This window comes from Clostridium sp. AF37-5 (assembly GCF_003477605.1).
Taxonomy (GTDB): domain Bacteria; phylum Bacillota; class Clostridia; order Lachnospirales; family Lachnospiraceae; genus Eubacterium_F.
In genome coordinates this window covers 104,477-124,382 of the sequence record NZ_QUDR01000003.1, presented here as the reverse complement: position 1 = coordinate 124,382, position 19,906 = coordinate 104,477, and the positions used below count along the sequence as shown (strand labels likewise).

The following is a 19,906-nucleotide window of genomic DNA, read 5'->3' as shown; positions in this document are numbered from 1 at the left end:
TACTTTTAGTTGTCTAACTGCTCTTCAATGAGTTTTACGGATACCAGCGTAGAAACGCCTTTTTCCTGCATGGTAATACCATACAGAACATCCGCTGCTTCCATCGTGCCCTTTCGATGGGTAATTACAATAAACTGTGTGTTTTTTGTAAGCTTATGCAAGTATTTAGCATACCGCTTTACGTTGGAATCGTCAAGTGCTGCCTCAATTTCATCAAGCAGACAAAACGGAGAAGGTTTCAAATTTTGAATAGCAAACAAAAGTGCAATGGCTGTTAACGCCTTCTCTCCACCGGACAACTGCATCATGTTGCCAAGTTTCTTTCCCGGCGGCTGCGCATTGATTGTAATGCCGGCTTCCAATACGTCTTCTTCCTCGACTAATTCCAAAGTACCTTTTCCGCCTCCAAACAACTCGCGGAACACCTTGTCAAACTGTTTCTGAATATCCGCAAATTTTTCTGTAAACTGTTTGCGCATTTCTTCATCTAAATCAGCAATAATCTTTTTCAGTGCGTCTTCCGACTCAATCAAGTCGTCATGCTGCGTTTTCAAAAGTGTATAACGCTCACTGACGGATTTGAAGTCTTCAATTGCATTCACATTGACATCGCCAAGACCACGAATTTTATTTTTCGTATCCGTTACATTCGCCTTCATGCGTGTGTAGGAAATGGAATGGTCGATATCAATTTCTTTGGCACTGCGGTATGTAAGCTCATATTCATTCCACATATGATTGACTTTTGCTTCCATCTTCTCTTCGATGTTCTGCTTTCGCGACTCTAAACGGAAAGACTCTTTGTCGAGTTCGCTCATATGATTCATCAGTGCATCCCGCTTTTCAAAAATATCTTTCTGGGATGCCATCATTTCTTCTTTCTGCTTACTTTCCTCTTCAATTTCTTTGGTCAGGCGGACAATTTCTTCCTGTAACTGTTTGTTTTTCTCTTCGTAACCGGCAATTGCCTGTTCCATCTCAGAAACCGTATCATCCGAATTTTTCTGCTCCTGCATCAATTTGTTGTATTCTGTTTCCAGATCATGAAGTGATTCTTCAATTCGGTGAATATTTTCAGCTACATAATTGTTCTTTTGCTGGAACGAAGAAACTTCTAAGCGGTTTTGAGAAATTTTCTCTTGTAACTCCACTTGTTTTTCACGTTCTTCATCCAATTTGACAGATAAAAGTTTTACCTGCTCTTTTGCCTGCTCCTCTTTCTGCTTCGACAATTCCAAATCACTGTCGATTCTTGAAAGAGAATCTTCAATTAATGCCTTCTGGTTTTCAATTTCTTTTCCATCATTGGCAATAGCGCGGTATTCTTTTTCCTTCTGCTCTTTTACCGATACTGCCTGCTCATATTTAATCTGAGCCGTATTTTTCTTTAATTCCAGTTCTTTAACCGTCTCTTCTTTGGTATTGGCATCTTTAACAAAGTTTTCCACCTGTTTCTGTGCTGTCTGAATTTCTTCTTTCACGGAAGCAATTGCACTCTCAATCGTCTGTTTTTCTTTTTCTAATGCTTCCTGCTCCTTGCGGCGGCCAAGCAGATTTGAATTATTCTTAAAGGTACCACCGGAAAGAGAACCGCCCGGATGGAACAATTCACCCTCTAATGTTACAATACGCACTCGGTACTGATACTTTTTACTAATCTGCATCGCATGATCAATCGTATCCACAAGAAGAAAACGCCCTAACAGATATTCGATAATTAATTTATACTTTTCATCGCAGTCTACCTTGGAAGCTACATTTCCAAGAACACCATCTTCCTCTAGAATTTCATCCCGGAATGGCTTTTCTTTTTTCGGTGTAACTGTCGTCAGCGGTAAAAATGTAGCACGTCCCAAACGATTCTTCTTTAAATACTGAATCATTCGTTTTGCAACATGTTCATCCTCTGTTACGATATTTTGAATATTTCCGCCAAGTGCTGTCTCAACAGCAGTAATATATTTTTCTTTCACCCGGATAATATCTGCAACAACGCCAAGCACACCTGGTTCCTGTTTCTTCTGCTCCATCACACGGCGGATACTCTGACTGTACCCCTCATAGCGCTCTGCCATGTTTTTTACCGTTTCCAGTTTAGAATCAATGATATGGTAATTCTTTTGTTTTTCCTGCTGCTTTTTCTGCAAAGATAAAATATCCTGCCGTTTTATATCTGCATTTCGTAAGAGTTCTTTTTTCGCCACATAAGCAGAGTCTAACTCTTTCTTTGCCGCCTTCAAAAGTTCCTCTTCTCTTTTCATTTCTTCTTCCGCTGAAGAATATTGTGTTTTATTTGCTAAAATCTTCTGATTTAATTCTGCTTTACGAATCTTATTCTGCTCCAGCATGGATTTCGCTTTCTGCTGTTCCACAGTAATCTTACTGGAAGCATTCATCGAATCCATAATCTGCTCATTCTGTTCGCTTAACTCGATTTCATCTTCTAAAATTGCTTTCTCTAACTGCTCCATCTGGCTGCTAAGCGATTTTTCTTCGTCTGTAATTTTCTCGAGTTCTAAAAGTGCCTCTTTCTGAGAAGCAGTATAAGAAGCCAGTTCCTCATTTGCTGCCTGTTTGGATTCCTCCAATGCATCCGTACGCTCTTTGTAATATTCTTTTCCCTGTGCGGCAGACGAAATTTTTTCCTTGGTAATACGAATTTCTCCTTCAAAATTCGTAATCAAAAGTTTATCCTGATTTACTTTTTCCTTTTTCTTCTCAACCGAACGATCAAACTCCGCAATTGCAGACTCTACCGAATCATATTCAGAACGCGATTTTTCTTTATCCGCTTTTGCCTGTTCCAATTCTTCTTTTGTATGGGAAAGGTTTTTCTCAATTTCTTCTGTTTCCTGCTGTAATGTCTCATAATCCATGCAGAACAGTCCTACTTCAAACTGTTTTAACTCTTCTTTTAACTGAAGGAATTCTTTCGCCTTTTTCGACTGTTCTTCCAGTGGACCAACCTGTTTTTCTAATTCTGTTAAAATATCCTGTACACGAAGAAGATTTTGACGTTCTGTCTCCAGATTTTTCTCAGCAGCAGCCTTTCTTTTTTTGAATTTGACGATACCGGCAGCTTCGTCAAATAATTCTCTTCGTTCTTCCGGTTTACCACTAAGAATTTTGTCAATCTGTCCCTGCCCGATGATGGAATAACCTTCTTTTCCGATACCGGTATCAAAAAACAATTCCTGTACATCACGGAGACGGCAGGTTACACCATTTAACAAGTATTCACTTTCACCGGAACGGTACACTCTTCTCGCTACCTGTACCTCTTCATAAGGCAGATTTAATTTGTGGTCCTCATTGCTGATTGTCAATGCAACATATGCATAACTTTGTGGTTTGCGCATCTCCGTTCCCGAAAAGATAACATCCTGCATGCTCGAACCACGTAACTGCTTAGCACTTTGTTCGCCTAATACCCAGCGGACCGCATCGGCAACATTACTTTTTCCACTGCCGTTTGGTCCGACAATTCCGGTAATTCCATTATGAAATTCAAATACAAGTTTTTTTGCAAAGGATTTGAAACCCTGAACTTCTATACTTTTCAAATACATGGACTACTTCTCCTGTCTCAATAATAATATCGTTTCATACGCCGCCTTTTGTTCGGCCGCCTTTTTCGTACGGCCTCTTCCACGGCCATAGGCTTTCTCATTTACCATGCAGACCACTTCAAACGATTTATTGTGGTCAGGGCCTTCCTCTTTTTCCAGTGCATAAGAAAGATTTGTTTTTTCGTGAAATTTGCTCTGGATAATTTCCTGCAAAATTGTCTTACTGTCATAAAATAACTGTTTCTTTTCGATGTCCGATAAAACATACTGCAAAATAAACTCTCTTGCCGGATTCAATCCACCATCCAGATAAATTGCGCCAATCACAGCTTCAAAAGCGTCAGACAAAATTGAATCTCTCTTGCCGCCACCGGTAACCCATTCGCCGTGTCCCAGTTTCAAATATTCTCCTAATTCAATTTCCCTGGCAGAAGATGCAAGACTCATCTCGCATACTAAACTGGCACGCAGCTTCGTCATTTTTCCTTCTACCATATCCTTATGGTTTGAGAAGATATAATCACTGCTTACCAATTCTAAAACAGCATCTCCCAAAAATTCCAGCCGCTCATTGTTTCTCTCATATTTCCAATGCCTCTCATTAGCATACGAACTATGTGTCAGCGCATTGTTAAGCAACGAAAGATTTTGAAAGTGATATCCAATTTTGTCCTGTAACTGTGTTAATTTGTCTTCTTTCACAGCACAAAGCCTCCTTTAAGCCTGAATCTTGTCCTGTATTTTTTCATTAATACTATTTTCTTTAAATGTAATACATTGTCCCAAAGCCGTTTTGATTTCCGCACTCTTGGAATTTCCATGAGCCTTTACCACAAGCCCTTTTAATCCTAACAACGGGGCACCGCCCTGGCTGCTGACATCAAATGTCTTTAATAATCCTTTTAATGCCGGTTTAATCAGCATACCACCGATTTTTGTGCGGAGGCTCTTCATAATGCCCTCTTTGATGCAGCCTAAGAATGTTTTAGCAACACCTTCAAAGAATTTCAAAATCACATTACCGACAAAAGCTTCACAGACAAGAATATCTGTGCCGCCTTTTGCAATATCTCTTGCCTCAACACTTCCGACAAAATTAATGTTTTTGCAGTCACGAAGCAACGGATATGTTTCTTTCACAAGCTGATTTCCTTTTTCCTCTTCGGTTCCGATATTTACAATACCAACCGTTGGATTTTTTTTGCCCATAACGTTTTCAAAATAAACCGAACCCATCTGAGCAAACTGAACCAGATGTTCCGGACGAGCGTCTACATTCGCTCCACAGTCGATTAACAGAGAAAATCCGTTTTTAGAAGGTAAAAATGGTGCAAGTGCCGGACGCTTGATTCCTTTGATTCGACCAACAACAAGTTGTCCACCAACCAAAATGGCACCTGTACTTCCTGCCGATACAATCGCATCCGCCTTTCCATCGCGTACTAATTTCATGGCAACAACTAAAGAAGAATCTTTCTTCTCACGAATTGCCTTTGTTGGGACTTCACCCATATCAATAATTTCTGTTGCATTCACGATTTCAATGCTTGCTTCCTCATAGGTATATTTTGCAAGCTCACTTTTTATTTCTTCTTCTCTGCCAACAAGAATTACTTTCATACCCTTATTCTCATTTACTGCCTCTACGGCTCCCTTTACTGTTTCAACCGGTGCGTAATCGCCACCCATGGCATCTAACGCAATTACAACTTTATTTTCCATCTTTTTTACCTCCTAAAAAAACTCATACGTTATAAATATACTAGAAAATGAGAAAAAAAGCAATCAAAAAACCACCCGAAGGTGGTTTTCTTACTGTTTTTCATAAAAAAATGACTGAATTCCCTGGAAATTATACTTTTTCGCACCAATAATCTGCTCAGTGCTTCCTACAAACAAAATTCCCTGTTTGCATAAGGAATCCGAAAATCGGCGGTAAATCCGCTCCTTTGCCTCTTCCGTAAAGTAAATCATCACATTCCGGCATACAATCAGATGAACTCTCTGCGGATATCCATCCTTTAACAGATTGTGCTGCTTAAAAGAAATACATGATTTTAATTTGTCAGAAACACGGTAAATACCATGCTCATCTTTTTCTAAAAATTTATCTCTGTAACGCTGCGGCAGTCCTTTAATGCTCTGACCGGTGTAACACCCCGCCTTTGCTTTTGCTAAAACTTCCGCGTCCATATCCGTCGCCAAAATCTGAACTTGACTCAATGGAAGAAAATCACTTAAAACCATCGCCAGCGAATATGGCTCATCACCTGTTGAACAGGCTGCACTCCAAATACGCAAAGGTTTTGGAAAGCGTTTCAAAAGCAGTGGAATGATATCCTTTTCCAAGGTCTGCCATTGCAGAGGATTTCGGTAAAACTCTGATACATTGATAGTCAAATATGTAATAAAACTATCATGAATTTCTGTATCCTGTCTAAGTAATGACAAAAAAGTGTTATAATCATCTACTTGATGTTTTTTCAAAAAATTATTAATCCGCCGCTTCATCTGCCCTTCTTTGTAGGAATTTAAATCAATTCCTGACATTGAAAGGAATCCGCTTTTAAACCATTCGTAATCGTAAAGACTCATTATTCTTCTTCGGAATCTTCAACATCTGCTGCTTCGTTGCGTTTCTCAATCTCAAGTGCTTTTACACTTAAGCTGATTTTCTTTGTTTCTTCATTGAAATCAACGATTTTAGCAGTAATTTCCTGACCTACTTTCAAAACATCGGAAGGTTTTTCTACATGCTCAATAGCAATCTGAGAAACATGAAGCAATGCGTCAATTCCTTCTTCCAACTCAATAAATGCACCAAAATCAGTCATGCGGGCAACCTTACCGGTTACGACTGTACCAATCTGATACTTCTCTGCTGCATTTTTCCATGGATTGTTCTCTTCCAGTTTAAGAGTAAGTGCAATCTTTGTGTCTTGAATATCTTTAATCATGACATTTACTTTATCGCCAACTTTGAACAGCTTTTTAGGATCTGCAACGCGTCCCCATGACATCTCGGAGATGTGAAGAAGTCCATCTGCTCCGCCCAAGTCGATGAATGCACCAAAATCGGTAAGGTTTTTAACAGTACCTTCTACCATCATGCCAACTTTAATACGGGAAAGCAATTCTTCCTGCATTTTTTTCTTCTTAGCAACGATTAACTGTTTGCGGTCGCCAATAATTCTTCTCTTACGTGGATTAACTTCAGTAAGAACGAATTCAACTTCCTGATCCTGATATTTGGATAAATCTCTCTCATACATATCGGATACCAGACTAGCCGGGATAAACACACGGCCTTCACCATAAGAAACACTCAAACCGCCTTTGAGTACCATGGAAACTTTTCCGGTAAGTACTTCCTGATTTTCAAATGCTTCCTGAAAACGTTCATTCATCTTGTCCTGCTGAAGTCTCTTATAAGTAAGAAGAACCTGTCCCTCACCATCGTTGACTTTCAAAACTTTAACAGTCATCGTATCTCCTGGTTTTACTTCGGAGGTCAAGTCAACATCAGTATTGTTACTGTATTCATTCTTCGTTAAAATACCATCTGCTTTATATCCAATGTTCAAGATAATCTCATTGTCTTTAACTCCGATAACTGTCCCTTCTACAATCTCACCATTGTGGATTGTGACTAATGAATCCTCTAATAATTCTGCGAAACTTGCTTCTGACATGCCTTAAGAACCTCCTGTATAATAGTATTTGGGGTCGATGCCCCGGCAGTAATACCTAGGCTTGCAAAAGATGAGACCGGGATATCCGGCAAATCTTCTGCTGTCTGTATAAAAAAAGTGTTTTCACACTGATTTTTACATATTTCGTATAACTTGCGTGAATTGGATGAATGTGTTCCGCCTATCACAATCATAGCGTCGGAATCCTTTGCTAAAGACTCCGCCTCCGTCTGACGTGTAGACGTAGCATTACAAATTGTATTCACAGCAAGTATATCATAACCTTTTTTTGAAAAAATTTCAACTAATTCTTGAAATTTTTTGTAATTAAATGTCGTTTGTGCTACCACGCATATCGGTTTTTCCTCTTTTGACGGCTTAAATAAAAGGGCATCTTCCTTCGATTCTACGACGGTTCCACCGTTTTTGGTCCATCCGAGAATCCCCTGTACTTCCGGATGTTTTGCCGAACCGATGATAACAATTTCATATCCTTTTTTACTATATTCAGCAACGGTTTTATGAATTTTTTTCACAAATGGACACGTTGCATCTTCAAAAGGAATCTTTTCTTCGTTTAGCGTGTGAATGACGGATTCCGGTACACCGTGCGAACGAATCACTAAAATCGCCTGACTCCTGTCTTCTTTTGCAATTTCATCCGGGTGTTCAATCACCTGTACCCCCTGCGATGCTAAATCCTCTACTACCTGCTCGTTGTGAATAATCGGTCCAAGTGTATATACTTTGTATTTTTTTTCTGCCAATAAATCATATACCGTATCAACGGCCCGCTTTACTCCAAAACAGAACCCCGCGCTGTCTGCACATTTAATTGTCATGAGCCGATGCTCCTTGTATTTCAATAATTTTATTTACCACTTCATCGATTGATAAATCAGAGGAATCCAGATATACTGCATCTTCTGCCTGCTTTAACGGCGCAATTTCACGGTTCATATCCTGTTCATCTCTAGCAATGATATCCTTCTCAATTTGTGCCAAATCGCAGGTTTCTCCTTTTTCTATTAATTCTTTGTAACGGCGGTTTGCGCGCACAAAAGAACTTGCCGTCAGATAAATTTTGCACTCAGCATTTGGCAAAACAACGGTTCCAATATCTCTGCCATCCATAATGACATCATTGGCAGCCGCCAAATTTCTCTGCAATTCTAATAATTTTTCGCGAACCTTTGGATATTTTGCAACTACCGAAGCATTTTTTCCAACTTCTTCTTTACGGATTTCTTTGCTGACATCCGCACCATTTAAGAAAATATGCTGCTCGCCGTTTTCATACTGAATCGTAATATCAATTGCCTGACATTTTTCATTTACCGCATTTTCATCTGTTGTATCAATGCCGTTTGTCAAAAAATAATACGCCATCGTGCGGAACATAGCACCTGTGTCTACATAAACATAATTCAGTTTTTTTGCTACTAGCTTTGCGATTGAGCTTTTTCCGGCTCCTGCCGGTCCATCAATTGCAATATTCATTCGTAACGCCTCCTTCTAATTCGATTCTTCCCTGCCAGCCAAATACCCGGTAGACCATGCAATCTGAAGATTAAAACCTCCGGTTAAAGCATCCAAATCTAACACCTCACCGGCAAAGAATAATCCCTGTATTTGTTTCGATTCCATCGTTGATGGATCAATTTCCGAAACTTTTACACCCCCGCGCGTAATAATCGCTTCGTTGATATCTCTCAATCCTTTTAATGTTACCGTAAAATCCTTTATGCTGTCAACTAATTTCAACCGATTTTTTTTGTCAAGCTGATTCACTTTGCTGTCAACATCCAAGCCGGCACGGGACAACACTTCTGTTACCATGCTGGCAGGAAGAAGATTTCTGCAGGCATTTTTCAACGATAAATTCATGCGTTCCGAAAAATCTTTCACAATCCGTTTATCTAACTGCTCCATTGACAATGCCGGTTTTAAGTCAATATGCAGTATCAGCGGTTCTTTTTGCAGCTTGTCACCAACGATGCTGCTTGCGCTCAGCATAAGTGGCCCGCTCACTCCATAATGTGTAAACAGGACTTCACCGAAACCATCATAGAGCGATTTCTGCTTACCGGATTCTCTCCGAATTGATACCTGACAGTTTTTTAACGTTAATCCCTGCAATTGTTTTCCAATGTTATCTGCTGTGACAATTCCGGTTAATCCCGGACGAATTGCCGTTACGGTGTGCCCTGCCTCTTTTGCAAATTCATAGCCATCTCCCGTTGAACCGGTACTTACATAAGAACAGCCGCCGGTTGCCACAATCACTTTGTCTGCCGGCAGAGTATGCTGATTTTTCAGAACAACTCCCGTCACTTTACTTTCTTTGATTTGAAGTTTTTTTACCGCTGTATGAAGAAGTACTGCTACACCAAGTCTTTCGCACTCCTTCTCCAATGTTCGGATGACATCAGAAGATTTATCCGATGCCGGAAAAACGCGCTTTCCACGCTCCACTTTTGTAGGCAGACCATGCTCATTAAAAAAATCAACGACCTGTTCATTGGTAAAGGAATAAAACGCACTGTAGAGAAACTTAGGATTTGAAATTACGTTAGAAAACAAATCAGAAATATCACAGGCGTTGGTCAGGTTGCACCTGCCTTTTCCTGTGATAAAAAGTTTTTTTCCTAATTTTTCATTTTTTTCAACAATAGTGACGTCACATCCGCATGAGGCACTTTGAATCGCCGCCATCATGCCGGCAGGACCGCCACCGATTATGATTACTTTTTTCATTTTCTTCTCCGATGTATTTATGCCGATGCATAAACTTCATTAAATCCAAAAGACCGATGAGAACTTTTGTATCGTTTGTTTTTGCATCGGTAAATAATTTTTTTGCAATCTTTTACATTATCCAACAGACTGCTGGCAAAACAGTTTAATATTAATGTTTCCATCTGCTTAGAACAACGCTTTACCGGTTTTGCTTTCGAATCAAATGAAACCACAACGACATTTTTCTGCTGCTCTACATGGTCAACACGCACATCTTCATCTTCTAAATTCTGTGTTACCAGATAAGTGATATACTCTGCTGTCAATGTTTTTTCCTCTTTTTTAACAACAACCGGAATCAGACTCATTGTATCGGAATCAATGGAGTAAATCGTAAGTGTCTTCATCGTGCTTTTTGGCGTCGAAAGGGCTGTTTTTGCCGGTATCTCAGACGCTTTTCCACAACCATTTAATAATAACAAACCCACCATAAGTATTGCCATTATTTTAAATTTCAATTTTATTACTCCTTGTCTAAACATCGTATTGCCAAATCAAGAGCTGCATCCACTGCCTGCTTTCTTACCTGTTCTCTGTCACCGGAAAACACATGACGTTCTACTGTAACCTGCTCATGCAGTGAACAGCCCAGATACACAAGCCCAACAGGCTTTTCTTTTGTACCACCGCCCGGTCCCGCAATGCCGGTTGTAGAAAGCCCTATGTCGGCTTTCGCTGCCTTTGCACAGCCAACACACATTTCGGCTGCTGTCTCTTTGCTGACAGCACCTTTTGTTTCCAGTGTTTCATGACTTACGGAAACCAGATTTTCTTTTGCTTCGTTTGCATAAGTCACATAAGCACAGTTGATAACATCCGACGCACCGGAAACGTTAATAATTGTTGCCGATAGTAAACCGCCGGTACATGATTCAGCTGTTGTTATCGTATAGTGTTTGTTTGTCAGTTTCTTGACAAGCTCATTTTCTTTTGCATTTTCTTTCATTATCGCACATCCTTCATAACCCCTCGGTTTTTATAAATATAATCGACGAGAGAAATTATCGTTAGTATCACCGAAGCATAAATTAATATACTCTCAATGATACGGAACACTTCTGCCTGAAAATGAAATACTAAAAAAATTGACATTGCCATCTGGACAAAAGTTTTGACTTTGCCCCAGTAACTTGCTGCAATGGTAACTCCTTTTTCAGCAGCCACCAGACGAAAACCGCTGATAATGAACTCTCTGCTGATAATGATAATAACTACCCATGCCGGCATATTTGTCTGCGGGTCAGCCAAAAAACAGATGAGTGCTGCACAGACTAATAACTTATCCGCCAATGGGTCCATAAATTTACCAAAGGTTGTAACCTGATTGTATTTTCTTGCCAGATATCCGTCAAAAAAATCGGTAATACAGGCGGCAATAAATAGACCGCCGGCAATATAATCCGAATACGGCAATTGCTGCCATAGCATCGCAATTACAAAAAGAGGAATCATGGCAACACGCAGAATTGTCAATCGATTTGGTACATTCATTTAATCATCCTCCTCCGGTAAAATTTCTCCAATCAAATCATAGCCGTTTGCATCCGTCACCAAAACAGGTATTATGGTGCCTGATATGATTTCGTACGGTGCTTCAAAGAACAGGCATCCATCAATCTCCGGCGCATCACGGTAAGTACGACCGACATAAACGCCATCTTCCGGCAGATATCCATCCACAATCACCGAAAGTTTTCTGCCAATCATTTCTTCATTCTGGGCAAAAATCACATTCTGCTCTGTCTGCATAATTTCATCTGCCCATTCCTGTTTAATCTTATCCGGAAGCTGTCTGTCATATCCTGCCGCCAGTGTTCCTTCTTCCGGCGAATAAGGAAATACTCCTAATCGTTCAAATTTCATGTTGGCAACAAAATCCACACATTCCTCATGGTTTTCGTTTGTCTCTCCCGGAAATCCGCTGATTAATGTTGTACGGAGTGCAATATCCGGAATCTCTTTACGAAGCATGGAAATCTTCTCACGCAGATCCGCCTGTGTGGTCTTTCGTCCCATTCTTTTTAATATATCGTCGTTACAGTGCTGAATCGGCAAATCGAGATAATGACAGATTTTTTTCTCTGTCTTAATCGTCTGTACCAGTTCCTCGGTAATTTCTTCCGGATAACAGTACAGCAGCCGAACCCACTCAATTCCATCAATTTTACAGAGTTCATGTAAAAGTTTAGGCAGTCGTTTTTCACCATATAAATCAACACCGTAAACCGTTGTTTCCTGTGCAATCACAATCAGTTCCTTGGTTCCTTCTTTTGACAATTGTTCCGCTTCCACTAACAATTCTTCCATCGGAACGCTGCGGTAATTACCGCGCAGTTTCGGAATAATGCAGTATGTGCAGTGTTTGCTGCATCCCTCTGCAATTTTTAAATATGAGGAATAGCCGGAGGACGTATGAACTCTGTTTGTTAAATTCTTTGGAAGATAGTCCAAATCATTTAACGCACATTCTTTTTTTCCCTGTAACGTATCTTTTACCACTTCAAATATTCTATCATATGCCGTTGTTCCGACAACCGCATCTACTTCGGGAATTTCTTTTTGGATGTCGTCGGAGTAGCGCTGCGCTAAACATCCTGTCATAATAAGTGAGACACACTTGCCGGTCTTTTTGTATTCTGCCATTTCAAGAATTGTCTCAATACTTTCCTCTTTTGCATCATGAATAAAGCCACAAGTATTCACAATAATGATTTCTGCATCCTCCGGTGTACTTGTCACCGAAATATTCTGCGAAGCTAACAGTGCAATCATTTTTTCACTGTCAACTAAATTTTTATCACATCCTAATGATACAAAGAACAAATTCATGCTTTCTGAATTCCTTTCGCTTCCACACAATTATTCATCAACATCGCAATTGTCATCGGTCCGACACCGCCCGGTACCGGCGTAATTGCCGACGCTGTTTTTTCCACGGAATCAAAGTCCACATCACCGCAAAGTTTACCGCCTTCCGGTCTGTGAATTCCGACATCAATGACAACAGCACCTTCTTTCACATAATCTGCCGTAATCATTTTCGGCTTTCCAATTGCTACAATCAGAATATCTGCTCTTTTTGTTACTTCTTTTAAATCTTTTGTATGACTGTGGCAAACAGTAACCGTAGCATTCTCACGAAGCATAAGCATTGCCATTGGCTTTCCGACAATATTACTTCTGCCTACAATAACGCACTCTTTTCCGTCAATTACTACACCACTTCTCTTTAAGAGCTGAATGATGCCCGCCGGCGTACAGGACACAAAGCCCGGCTGACCAATACTTAACGCACCAACGCTCTGCGGATGAAATCCATCCACATCTTTTTTCGGGGAAATGGTCTGAATCACTTTATCCTCATTAATATGGGAAGGCAGCGGTAATTGTACCAAAATACCGTTTACGGTATCATCTGCATTGAGTTTTTCAACAAGTGCCAGTAATTCTTCTTCTGTTGTTTCTTCCGGCAATTCATAAGAAAGGGAATGAATTCCCACATATTCGCAGGCCTTCTTTTTGTTTCCTACATATACGGTAGATGCCGGATCATTTCCAACCTGGATTACCGCAAGTGTAACATCCATATTTTCCTTTGCCACGCGTTCTTTGCACTCGTCCTTTACCTGTGCTGAGATTTTTTTGCCATCAATTAAAACTGCCATACTGTTATCTCCTTTTTAATCTATTTCTACTATATTGTCGCGGATTGCCTGCATATGAAAATCCGTCCGATTTATTACATCCGCACAAGCACGCAATTCGTAAACAATATTTTCTGCATCTTTGATATTTTTTTTGTATTTTACCTGATGCTCTAAGCTTGCCCAAAAGTCCATCGCAATCGTACGAATCTGGACTTCGACACGCATATTTTCTTTATGATCTGAAAAGAATACCGGGACTTCCACAATTAAATGCAGACTCCGGTAGCCATTCATTTTCGGCTTTTTGATATAATCTTTTGTTTTTATTAAAACAACATCATCCTGTGCCGAAAGCATATCCGCCACTTTGTAAATGTCGTCAATAAAAGAACAGATTACACGCACGCCCGCCACATCGTTCAAATGCTGCCTGACCGATTCAACCGTAATCGGATAGCCTTTCTTTTTCAATTTGGTTGCGATGCTGTCCGGCTGTTTGATTCTTGTTTTAACAAATTCAATCGGATTTCGATTTTTTGTCATCGAAAATTCATCATTTAACACTTGTAATTTTGTTTTTACTTCTTTGATTGCACAACTGTACATCATCATCACTTTCTGAAATTCTTTGGCATCGGACTCAAAAAGATTGTCCATATCTTTTGGCAGATGCAGTTGTTTCAGATACGATGTATGTAATTCTTCATCAAGCATTGTTCTTCTCCAATCTTTAACCCCTGTACTTGCTACATACTCATTATACATATGCATACATTATCTATTATAAGCAAAAAATGAATAAAGTCAAACGAAACGGGAACACTACTAAAAAAATGAAGGGAGAATTTTTTGTAATGAAAAGTTTTGTTGACCAGGACGCCTGCATTGCCTGCGGTTTATGCGTGTCCACCTGTGAGGATGTTTACCATTTTAATGAAGAAGGAAAAGCAGAGGCTGTTGAAGGAATAATTCCTGCAGAATATGAAGATGACTGCCGGACTGCCGCTGAAAACTGCCCGACTATGGCGATTGAAGTTGATGAAGGGTGAATTGTTTTCGCAATTATTGCCATAAATAAAAAAGCATCAAAGTTTCCCATTCGGAACCGCTTCGCTTGATGAACACCTTCGGTGTTCCTAGTTCCTCATGGTGAAAGTTTGATGTTTTTTTATTTAAAATTAATGTGAAAACATTTTACCTCTTTAATTTACCTCTTTGGGATTTTTACTGTTCTTTGGTTTTGCTATTCTTCGATTACTTCGATTTCGAGGTAGTCGAAGTCGATTTGCTCGATGAAGTTATCTTGTTCAAAGCGGGTTTTGTCAACCCGCTTGAATTCATTAATGTTTTTGTCAAGCCAAATTGGCTGTTGCAAATCAAAGGCTTCAGCAAATGCGTGAATACCGGCAAATACTTTTTTAGTCCGGTTGATATCCGTGTCACCATTTTCATAAACCATATCACGAACTAAATGATTGTCTTTGAATATTTTTCCCCATATGCGGAACATAAAAGTCCTCCCCAAAGAACTAATTCTTTTTGTTGTAGTTAATCAGGCAGCCTTTCAAAATAATTTCTCTTTCATCGTCTGTCAGATTACCAAGATGAAGTTCAATCTCTTTCATTCCCTGGTTTACTACATAAGCATGAATCGTATCTTCTTTTGTTTCAATGGCTTTCTTGATATCTTTTACAAAAATATAATCATCTTTATCAAAAACAAGGTCACCATCGAAAACAAATGGAAGCATACCCCAGTTAATCAGGTTGGAACGGTATCTCTTTGTTGCATACTCACGGGCAATGTTAGCCATACCGCCAAGCACACGCTGACAGCTTGCTGCCTGCTCACGGGCAGAACCGTCACCTGGTTTTACGGCAAAAATCACACTTCCAACTTCTGTCTCTTCCGGTTTTACATCAAACTGTTTTTCAATTGCCTCATAGACATCTTTTAAGTTTGCATCTTCCGCATAAATATCTTGGCCTGCGATACGAGCCTTCTCTACCTTCTGTACTTCTTTTGCTTTTCCTACATATGCAGGGTCTTTTCTTGAAAGAGTAAACTCAGCAAGGCCAAGCGGATTTGAGCGGTAAGAACTTGTCTCACCGGATGGAATCAATTCATCCGTAGTCGTAACCGGATCATGAATCATCGATACCACTTTCAAAAGTACATTATCCGTAAGTGCATGCATTTTCGGCCAGTCTACAATGTTTGGTCCGAATTTAATTTCAACCGAAGGATCTGCCTTGCCGACACCATTAAAGACACGGTTATCATAAATGGTATGATCAAAATAGTATTTCGGTTTTGTAAAGTCTGCATCAATATCTGTTGCCGCCGTTAAATATCCCTTATTCGCAGCAGTTGCCGCAATCGAACGAGCATCCATAAGTGCAACAGAAGCAATCTGTCCATTCGTAACTTTCGAGCCCTCACGGTTCGGGAAGTTTCTTGTCGAATGACGAATACTAAGTCCCTTGTTGCTTGGTACATCGCCGGCACCAAAACATGGACCGCAGAAAGCGGTACGAACGGTAGCTCCTGCTTCCATCAAATCAGCAATGCGTCCATTTTTCACAAGTTCCATGAAAATCGGCTGGGATGCCGGATAAACGCTTAACGAGAATTCATCGGCACCAATGTTTTTACCGCGCAGAATGTCAGCAGCATCACATAAGTTTTCAAAACCACCACCGGCACATCCGGCAATAACACCCTGCTCTACATACAATTTGCCATCATGAATCTTATCCGTCAACTTAAAGTCAATGTTATTGTTATCAAGGCTTACAAGCGCCTTCTTCTCTACATCACGAAGGATATCCTCAAGGTTATTGTTCAACTCTTCGATTGTGTACACATTACTTGGGTGGAATGGCATCGCAATCATCGGTTTGATTGTTGACAAGTCAACTTCAACCACACCGTCATAGTAAGCAACTTTTTCCGGTGCCATTTCTTTATAATCATCTTTTCTTCCGTGAATTTCATAAAATTCTTTTACGGCATCATCTGTGCGCCAGATAGAAGAAAGACAAGTGGTCTCTGTCGTCATAACATCAATACCAATACGGAAATCAACACTTAAGTTATCAATGCCCTCGCCGACAAATTCCATTACTTTATTATTTACATAACCATTTTTAAATACAGCACCGATAATCGCAAGTGCAATATCCTGTGGACCAACACCTTTTTGCGGTTTACCGGTCAGATGAATTGCCACAACACCAGGCATTGGAATATCATAAGTCTGCTCCAAAAGCTGTTTTACGATTTCCGGACCACCCTCGCCGACTGCCATCGTACCAAGTGCACCATATCTTGTATGACTGTCTGAACCAAGAATCATAGCACCGCCTGCCGCTAACATCTCGCGGGCAAACTGATGAATAACTGCCTGATGAGGAGGTACATAGATACCACCATATTTTTTTGCACAGGAAAGACCAAACACATGATCATCTTCGTTAATTGTTCCACCTACCGCACATAAACTGTTATGGCAGTTAGTAAGTACATAAGGAACCGGGAACTTCTCAAGTCCGGATGCTCTTGCGGTCTGTAAAATTCCAACAAATGTGATATCATGGGAAGTCAATTTATCAAACTTGATTTTCAAGTTTTCCATATTGCCGGAAGTGTTATGGGATGACAAAATATGGTATGCCATCGTTCCCTTAACCGCCTCTTCTTTTGTTGTCTTAATTCCTGCTTTGCTTTCCAGTGCCGCGACAGCCTCTGCATTGTCCGGAATCAATTCCGTACCATTCAAAAGATACGCGCCACCATCATATAATGTTACCATTTGCAGCCTCCTTCATATTTTTTAACACCGAAGTGAAAATTTTTCCTATAATAGTATACTTGCTTTTTCTTTATAATGCAAATTATTTTTTGCATTTTTGCTTGATTTTTCTATTGTCATCCGTACTAAAATGAGGTAGAATAAGTTGAAATACGGCAAGCCATGGGAACATGGCAGATAGGAGGCATTATGCGTCATTTAATGAATGCACTTGACCTGACCGTGGATGAGATTCATGATTTGATTGTATTAGCTGAAAAAATCATTCAGGATCCGGCACGATTTTCAGAAGTGTGTAAAGGAAAAAAACTTGCAACTTGTTTTTATGAACCGAGCACAAGAACCCGTTTAAGTTTCGAATCGGCAATGTTGAATTTAGGTGGACAAGTTCTTGGTTTCTCATCTGCTGATTCTAGTTCTGCATCAAAAGGCGAAAGCGTGGCCGATACCATTCGTGTCATTTCCAGTTATGCAGATATCTGTGCGATGCGTCACCCAAAAGAAGGTGCACCATACGTCGCCTCTCTTCATTCAAAAATTCCAGTTATCAACGCCGGTGATGGCGGTCACAATCATCCGACCCAGACATTAACCGATTTATTGACAATTAAAAATTTAAAGGGACGCCTTGACAATCTGACAATCGGATTGTGTGGTGACTTAAAATTCGGACGTACCGTTCATTCTTTAATTGGTGCCATGGTTCGCTACCCTAACATTAAATTTGTTATGATTTCACCGGAGGAATTAAAGATTCCGGATTATATTAGAAAAGACACGTTAGATGCCAATGGCATTGAATATAAAGAAGTAAACGTATTAGAAGATGTTTTACCGGAACTTGATTTGTTATATATGACACGTGTTCAGCGTGAACGTTTCTTTAACGAGGAAGATTACATCCGCTTGAAGGACAGCTTCATCCTTGACAGCAAAAAAATGAAACTGGCACCAAAAGATATGTTAGTTCTCCACCCTCTTCCACGTGTAAATGAAATTGCAACCGATGTGGATGATGACCCACGTGCTGTTTACTTTAAGCAGGCACAATATGGTGTTTACATACGAATGGCGTTAATTATGACTTTATTGGAGGTGATTCCGGAATGTTAAATATTGGTGGATTACAAGAAGGAGTTGTCATTGACCACATTAAGGCTGGCGGCTCCATGGAAATTTATCATTATCTTGAATTAGAAAAATTAGACTGCTCCGTTGCTATTATTAAAAACGCAAAAAGCAGTAAAATGGGGAAAAAAGATATTATCAAAATCGAGGGACCGATTACGGTAAACTTGGACATTCTCGGTGTTCTCGATGAAAATATCACCATTAATGTTATAAAAAATAACGAAATTGTAGAAAAACGTGTTCTCACACTGCCGGAAACGGTAACAAATGTCATCAAGTGCAAAAACCCTCGATGCATTACTTCCGTTGAGCAGGAATTACCACACCGTTTTAAACTGACAGACCGCGAAAACCGGATTTACCGCTGCATGTACTGTGAGCAGAAGTTTTCGAGAAGACGATAAAAGATGGTAAAATAATTTAATTGTAATACAAAAATTGATATTGTTTTTCCTATTCAGGACCGCTCCCGCTTAATGAACACTCGTAACGGTGCCTGAGGACAGAATACGTCCTCCAGGCACCGACGGTGTTCAACGTCCTTCATAGTGAAAAACAATATCAATTTTCATTTAAAATAAAATAAGTTAAAAAGTTTTACCGCCTACTTTTCACAAACTTACAGTTCTTCTGTCTTGAACGTTGTGTAACCTTCATAATAATAACTGTGGTCTATGCCTTTCATATATACTTCTCGGCTGTCAACCTCATCGGTCAATGCATTCTTTAAAAGATATTTTATTTCGATATCCTTAACCGGACTTCGTTCCATCGCAAGTAAATAATCTTCTTTATCGACTTTACTCCAATCAATTACTTTGCCAATTTCCTGTTTTAACATATGGTCAAGCCAAATGCGTGCACTCCGTCCGTTTCCTTCCCGGAATGGATGCGCAATATTCATTTCCACATATTTTTCTATAATTTCGTCAAAATCAGACTGTGGCATTTTATCAATATTTTCAAGTGCTGCATCTAAATACATCAGCGGTGCAAAACGAAAATTTCCTTTTGCCATATTTACCTTGCGAATCTCTCCGGCAAAATCATAAATATCTTCAAACAAATACCGGTGGATTGCCTGCAAAGTAAAAAACTTACCTGAAGAGAGGGAATCTAAAATGCCTTTTTCAAATAATAAAACTGCTTTTTTCTTACTTAACTGCTCCTCCATACGAGCAAGTTCAGCAGAACTTGTAAGACCTAATTTATTTTCAAGCATATCATCCCTCCTCATGCAAAATTATATAACA

Annotated in this window: 20 protein-coding genes; 3 read left to right on the top strand and 17 right to left on the bottom strand. The window is 39.8% G+C overall.

Annotated elements, in window-relative coordinates:
• Positions 1 to 5 precede the first annotated feature (5 nt).
• The 14 genes from smc to DW019_RS03000 all read right to left on the bottom strand — a co-directional run bounded on the left by smc (position 6) and on the right by DW019_RS03000 (position 14,421).
• Positions 6 to 3,569: a chromosome segregation protein SMC gene (smc, locus tag DW019_RS03065; RefSeq protein ID WP_118442493.1), complete on the bottom strand. Its 3,564-nt coding sequence runs from the start codon at positions 3,567 to 3,569 to the stop codon at positions 6 to 8.
• Positions 3,570 to 3,572: 3 nt separating this feature from the next.
• Positions 3,573 to 4,271 (bottom strand): ribonuclease III, encoded by a 699-nt coding sequence (gene rnc / locus DW019_RS03060; protein WP_118442492.1) that lies wholly within the window; start codon positions 4,269 to 4,271, stop codon positions 3,573 to 3,575.
• A 15-nt stretch (positions 4,272 to 4,286) separates the two neighbouring features.
• Positions 4,287 to 5,291, bottom strand: coding sequence for a phosphate acyltransferase PlsX (plsX, locus tag DW019_RS03055; protein ID WP_022376851.1), 1,005 nt, complete (start codon positions 5,289 to 5,291; stop codon positions 4,287 to 4,289).
• 90 nt (positions 5,292 to 5,381) lie between these two features.
• Positions 5,382 to 6,164 (bottom strand): protein-glutamate O-methyltransferase CheR, encoded by a 783-nt coding sequence (locus tag DW019_RS03050; protein WP_118442491.1) that lies wholly within the window; start codon positions 6,162 to 6,164, stop codon positions 5,382 to 5,384.
• Positions 6,164 to 7,261: a 30S ribosomal protein S1 gene (rpsA, locus tag DW019_RS03045; protein WP_022376853.1), complete on the bottom strand. Its 1,098-nt coding sequence runs from the start codon at positions 7,259 to 7,261 to the stop codon at positions 6,164 to 6,166. The genes DW019_RS03050 and rpsA overlap by 1 nt, the downstream gene beginning before the upstream one ends.
• Positions 7,231 to 8,103: a 4-hydroxy-3-methylbut-2-enyl diphosphate reductase gene (ispH, locus tag DW019_RS03040; protein WP_118442490.1), complete on the bottom strand. Its 873-nt coding sequence runs from the start codon at positions 8,101 to 8,103 to the stop codon at positions 7,231 to 7,233. The genes rpsA and ispH overlap by 31 nt, the downstream gene beginning before the upstream one ends.
• Positions 8,093 to 8,761: a (d)CMP kinase gene (gene cmk, locus DW019_RS03035; protein WP_117478605.1), complete on the bottom strand. Its 669-nt coding sequence runs from the start codon at positions 8,759 to 8,761 to the stop codon at positions 8,093 to 8,095. The genes ispH and cmk overlap by 11 nt, the downstream gene beginning before the upstream one ends.
• Positions 8,762 to 8,776: 15 nt before the next feature.
• Positions 8,777 to 10,018 carry an NAD(P)/FAD-dependent oxidoreductase gene (locus DW019_RS03030; RefSeq protein WP_118442489.1) on the bottom strand — a complete coding sequence of 414 codons (1,242 nt, stop codon included), beginning with the start codon at positions 10,016 to 10,018 and terminating at the stop codon, positions 8,777 to 8,779.
• A gap of 17 nt (positions 10,019 to 10,035) precedes the next feature.
• Positions 10,036 to 10,518, bottom strand: a complete 483-nt coding sequence (locus tag DW019_RS03025; RefSeq protein ID WP_117478607.1) for a hypothetical protein — start codon at positions 10,516 to 10,518, stop codon at positions 10,036 to 10,038.
• A 5-nt stretch (positions 10,519 to 10,523) separates the two neighbouring features.
• Entirely contained in the window at positions 10,524 to 11,006 is a 483-nt protein-coding gene (locus DW019_RS03020) for a CinA family protein (RefSeq protein WP_117478608.1), read from the bottom strand.
• The gene (gene pgsA, locus DW019_RS03015; RefSeq protein WP_117478609.1) at positions 11,006 to 11,551 is read right to left on the bottom strand and encodes a CDP-diacylglycerol--glycerol-3-phosphate 3-phosphatidyltransferase; all 546 of its coding nucleotides are present in this window, start codon (positions 11,549 to 11,551) and stop codon (positions 11,006 to 11,008) included. The genes DW019_RS03020 and pgsA overlap by 1 nt, the downstream gene beginning before the upstream one ends.
• Positions 11,552 to 12,889 (bottom strand): 30S ribosomal protein S12 methylthiotransferase RimO, encoded by a 1,338-nt coding sequence (gene rimO, locus DW019_RS03010; protein WP_118442488.1) that lies wholly within the window; start codon positions 12,887 to 12,889, stop codon positions 11,552 to 11,554.
• Complete coding sequence (folD, locus tag DW019_RS03005) at positions 12,886 to 13,725, bottom strand: bifunctional methylenetetrahydrofolate dehydrogenase/methenyltetrahydrofolate cyclohydrolase FolD (RefSeq protein WP_117478611.1); 840 nt, start codon at positions 13,723 to 13,725, stop codon at positions 12,886 to 12,888. Before folD ends, rimO begins: the two co-directional genes overlap by 4 nt.
• Positions 13,726 to 13,740: 15 nt before the next feature.
• On the bottom strand, positions 13,741 to 14,421 hold the full coding sequence (locus tag DW019_RS03000) for a GTP pyrophosphokinase family protein (protein WP_117478612.1): 681 nt from the start codon (positions 14,419 to 14,421) through the stop codon (positions 13,741 to 13,743).
• Positions 14,422 to 14,561: 140 nt separating this feature from the next.
• Between DW019_RS03000 and DW019_RS02995 the strand changes: the two genes are divergently transcribed.
• Positions 14,562 to 14,756, top strand: a complete 195-nt coding sequence (locus tag DW019_RS02995) for a ferredoxin (protein WP_022376863.1) — start codon at positions 14,562 to 14,564, stop codon at positions 14,754 to 14,756.
• 194 nt (positions 14,757 to 14,950) lie between these two features.
• Here the strand turns inward: DW019_RS02995 and DW019_RS02990 are convergent, their stop codons facing one another.
• Both DW019_RS02990 and DW019_RS02985 read right to left on the bottom strand, forming a co-directional pair.
• Positions 14,951 to 15,217 carry a hypothetical protein gene (locus tag DW019_RS02990; protein WP_022376864.1) on the bottom strand — a complete coding sequence of 89 codons (267 nt, stop codon included), beginning with the start codon at positions 15,215 to 15,217 and terminating at the stop codon, positions 14,951 to 14,953.
• 19 nt (positions 15,218 to 15,236) lie between these two features.
• Positions 15,237 to 17,522 (bottom strand): hydratase, encoded by a 2,286-nt coding sequence (locus DW019_RS02985; RefSeq protein ID WP_118442487.1) that lies wholly within the window; start codon positions 17,520 to 17,522, stop codon positions 15,237 to 15,239.
• A 189-nt stretch (positions 17,523 to 17,711) separates the two neighbouring features.
• Between DW019_RS02985 and pyrB the strand changes: the two genes are divergently transcribed.
• Positions 17,712 to 18,635, top strand: coding sequence for an aspartate carbamoyltransferase (gene pyrB, locus DW019_RS02980; protein ID WP_118442486.1), 924 nt, complete (start codon positions 17,712 to 17,714; stop codon positions 18,633 to 18,635).
• The gene (locus tag DW019_RS02975) at positions 18,629 to 19,057 is read left to right on the top strand and encodes an aspartate carbamoyltransferase regulatory subunit (protein WP_022376867.1); all 429 of its coding nucleotides are present in this window, start codon (positions 18,629 to 18,631) and stop codon (positions 19,055 to 19,057) included. The genes pyrB and DW019_RS02975 overlap by 7 nt, the downstream gene beginning before the upstream one ends.
• Before the next feature lie 215 nt (positions 19,058 to 19,272).
• On the opposite strand, the gene DW019_RS02970 is transcribed toward DW019_RS02975, so the two are convergent.
• Positions 19,273 to 19,875 carry a Fic family protein gene (locus DW019_RS02970; RefSeq protein ID WP_118442485.1) on the bottom strand — a complete coding sequence of 201 codons (603 nt, stop codon included), beginning with the start codon at positions 19,873 to 19,875 and terminating at the stop codon, positions 19,273 to 19,275.
• Positions 19,876 to 19,906 lie beyond the last annotated feature (31 nt).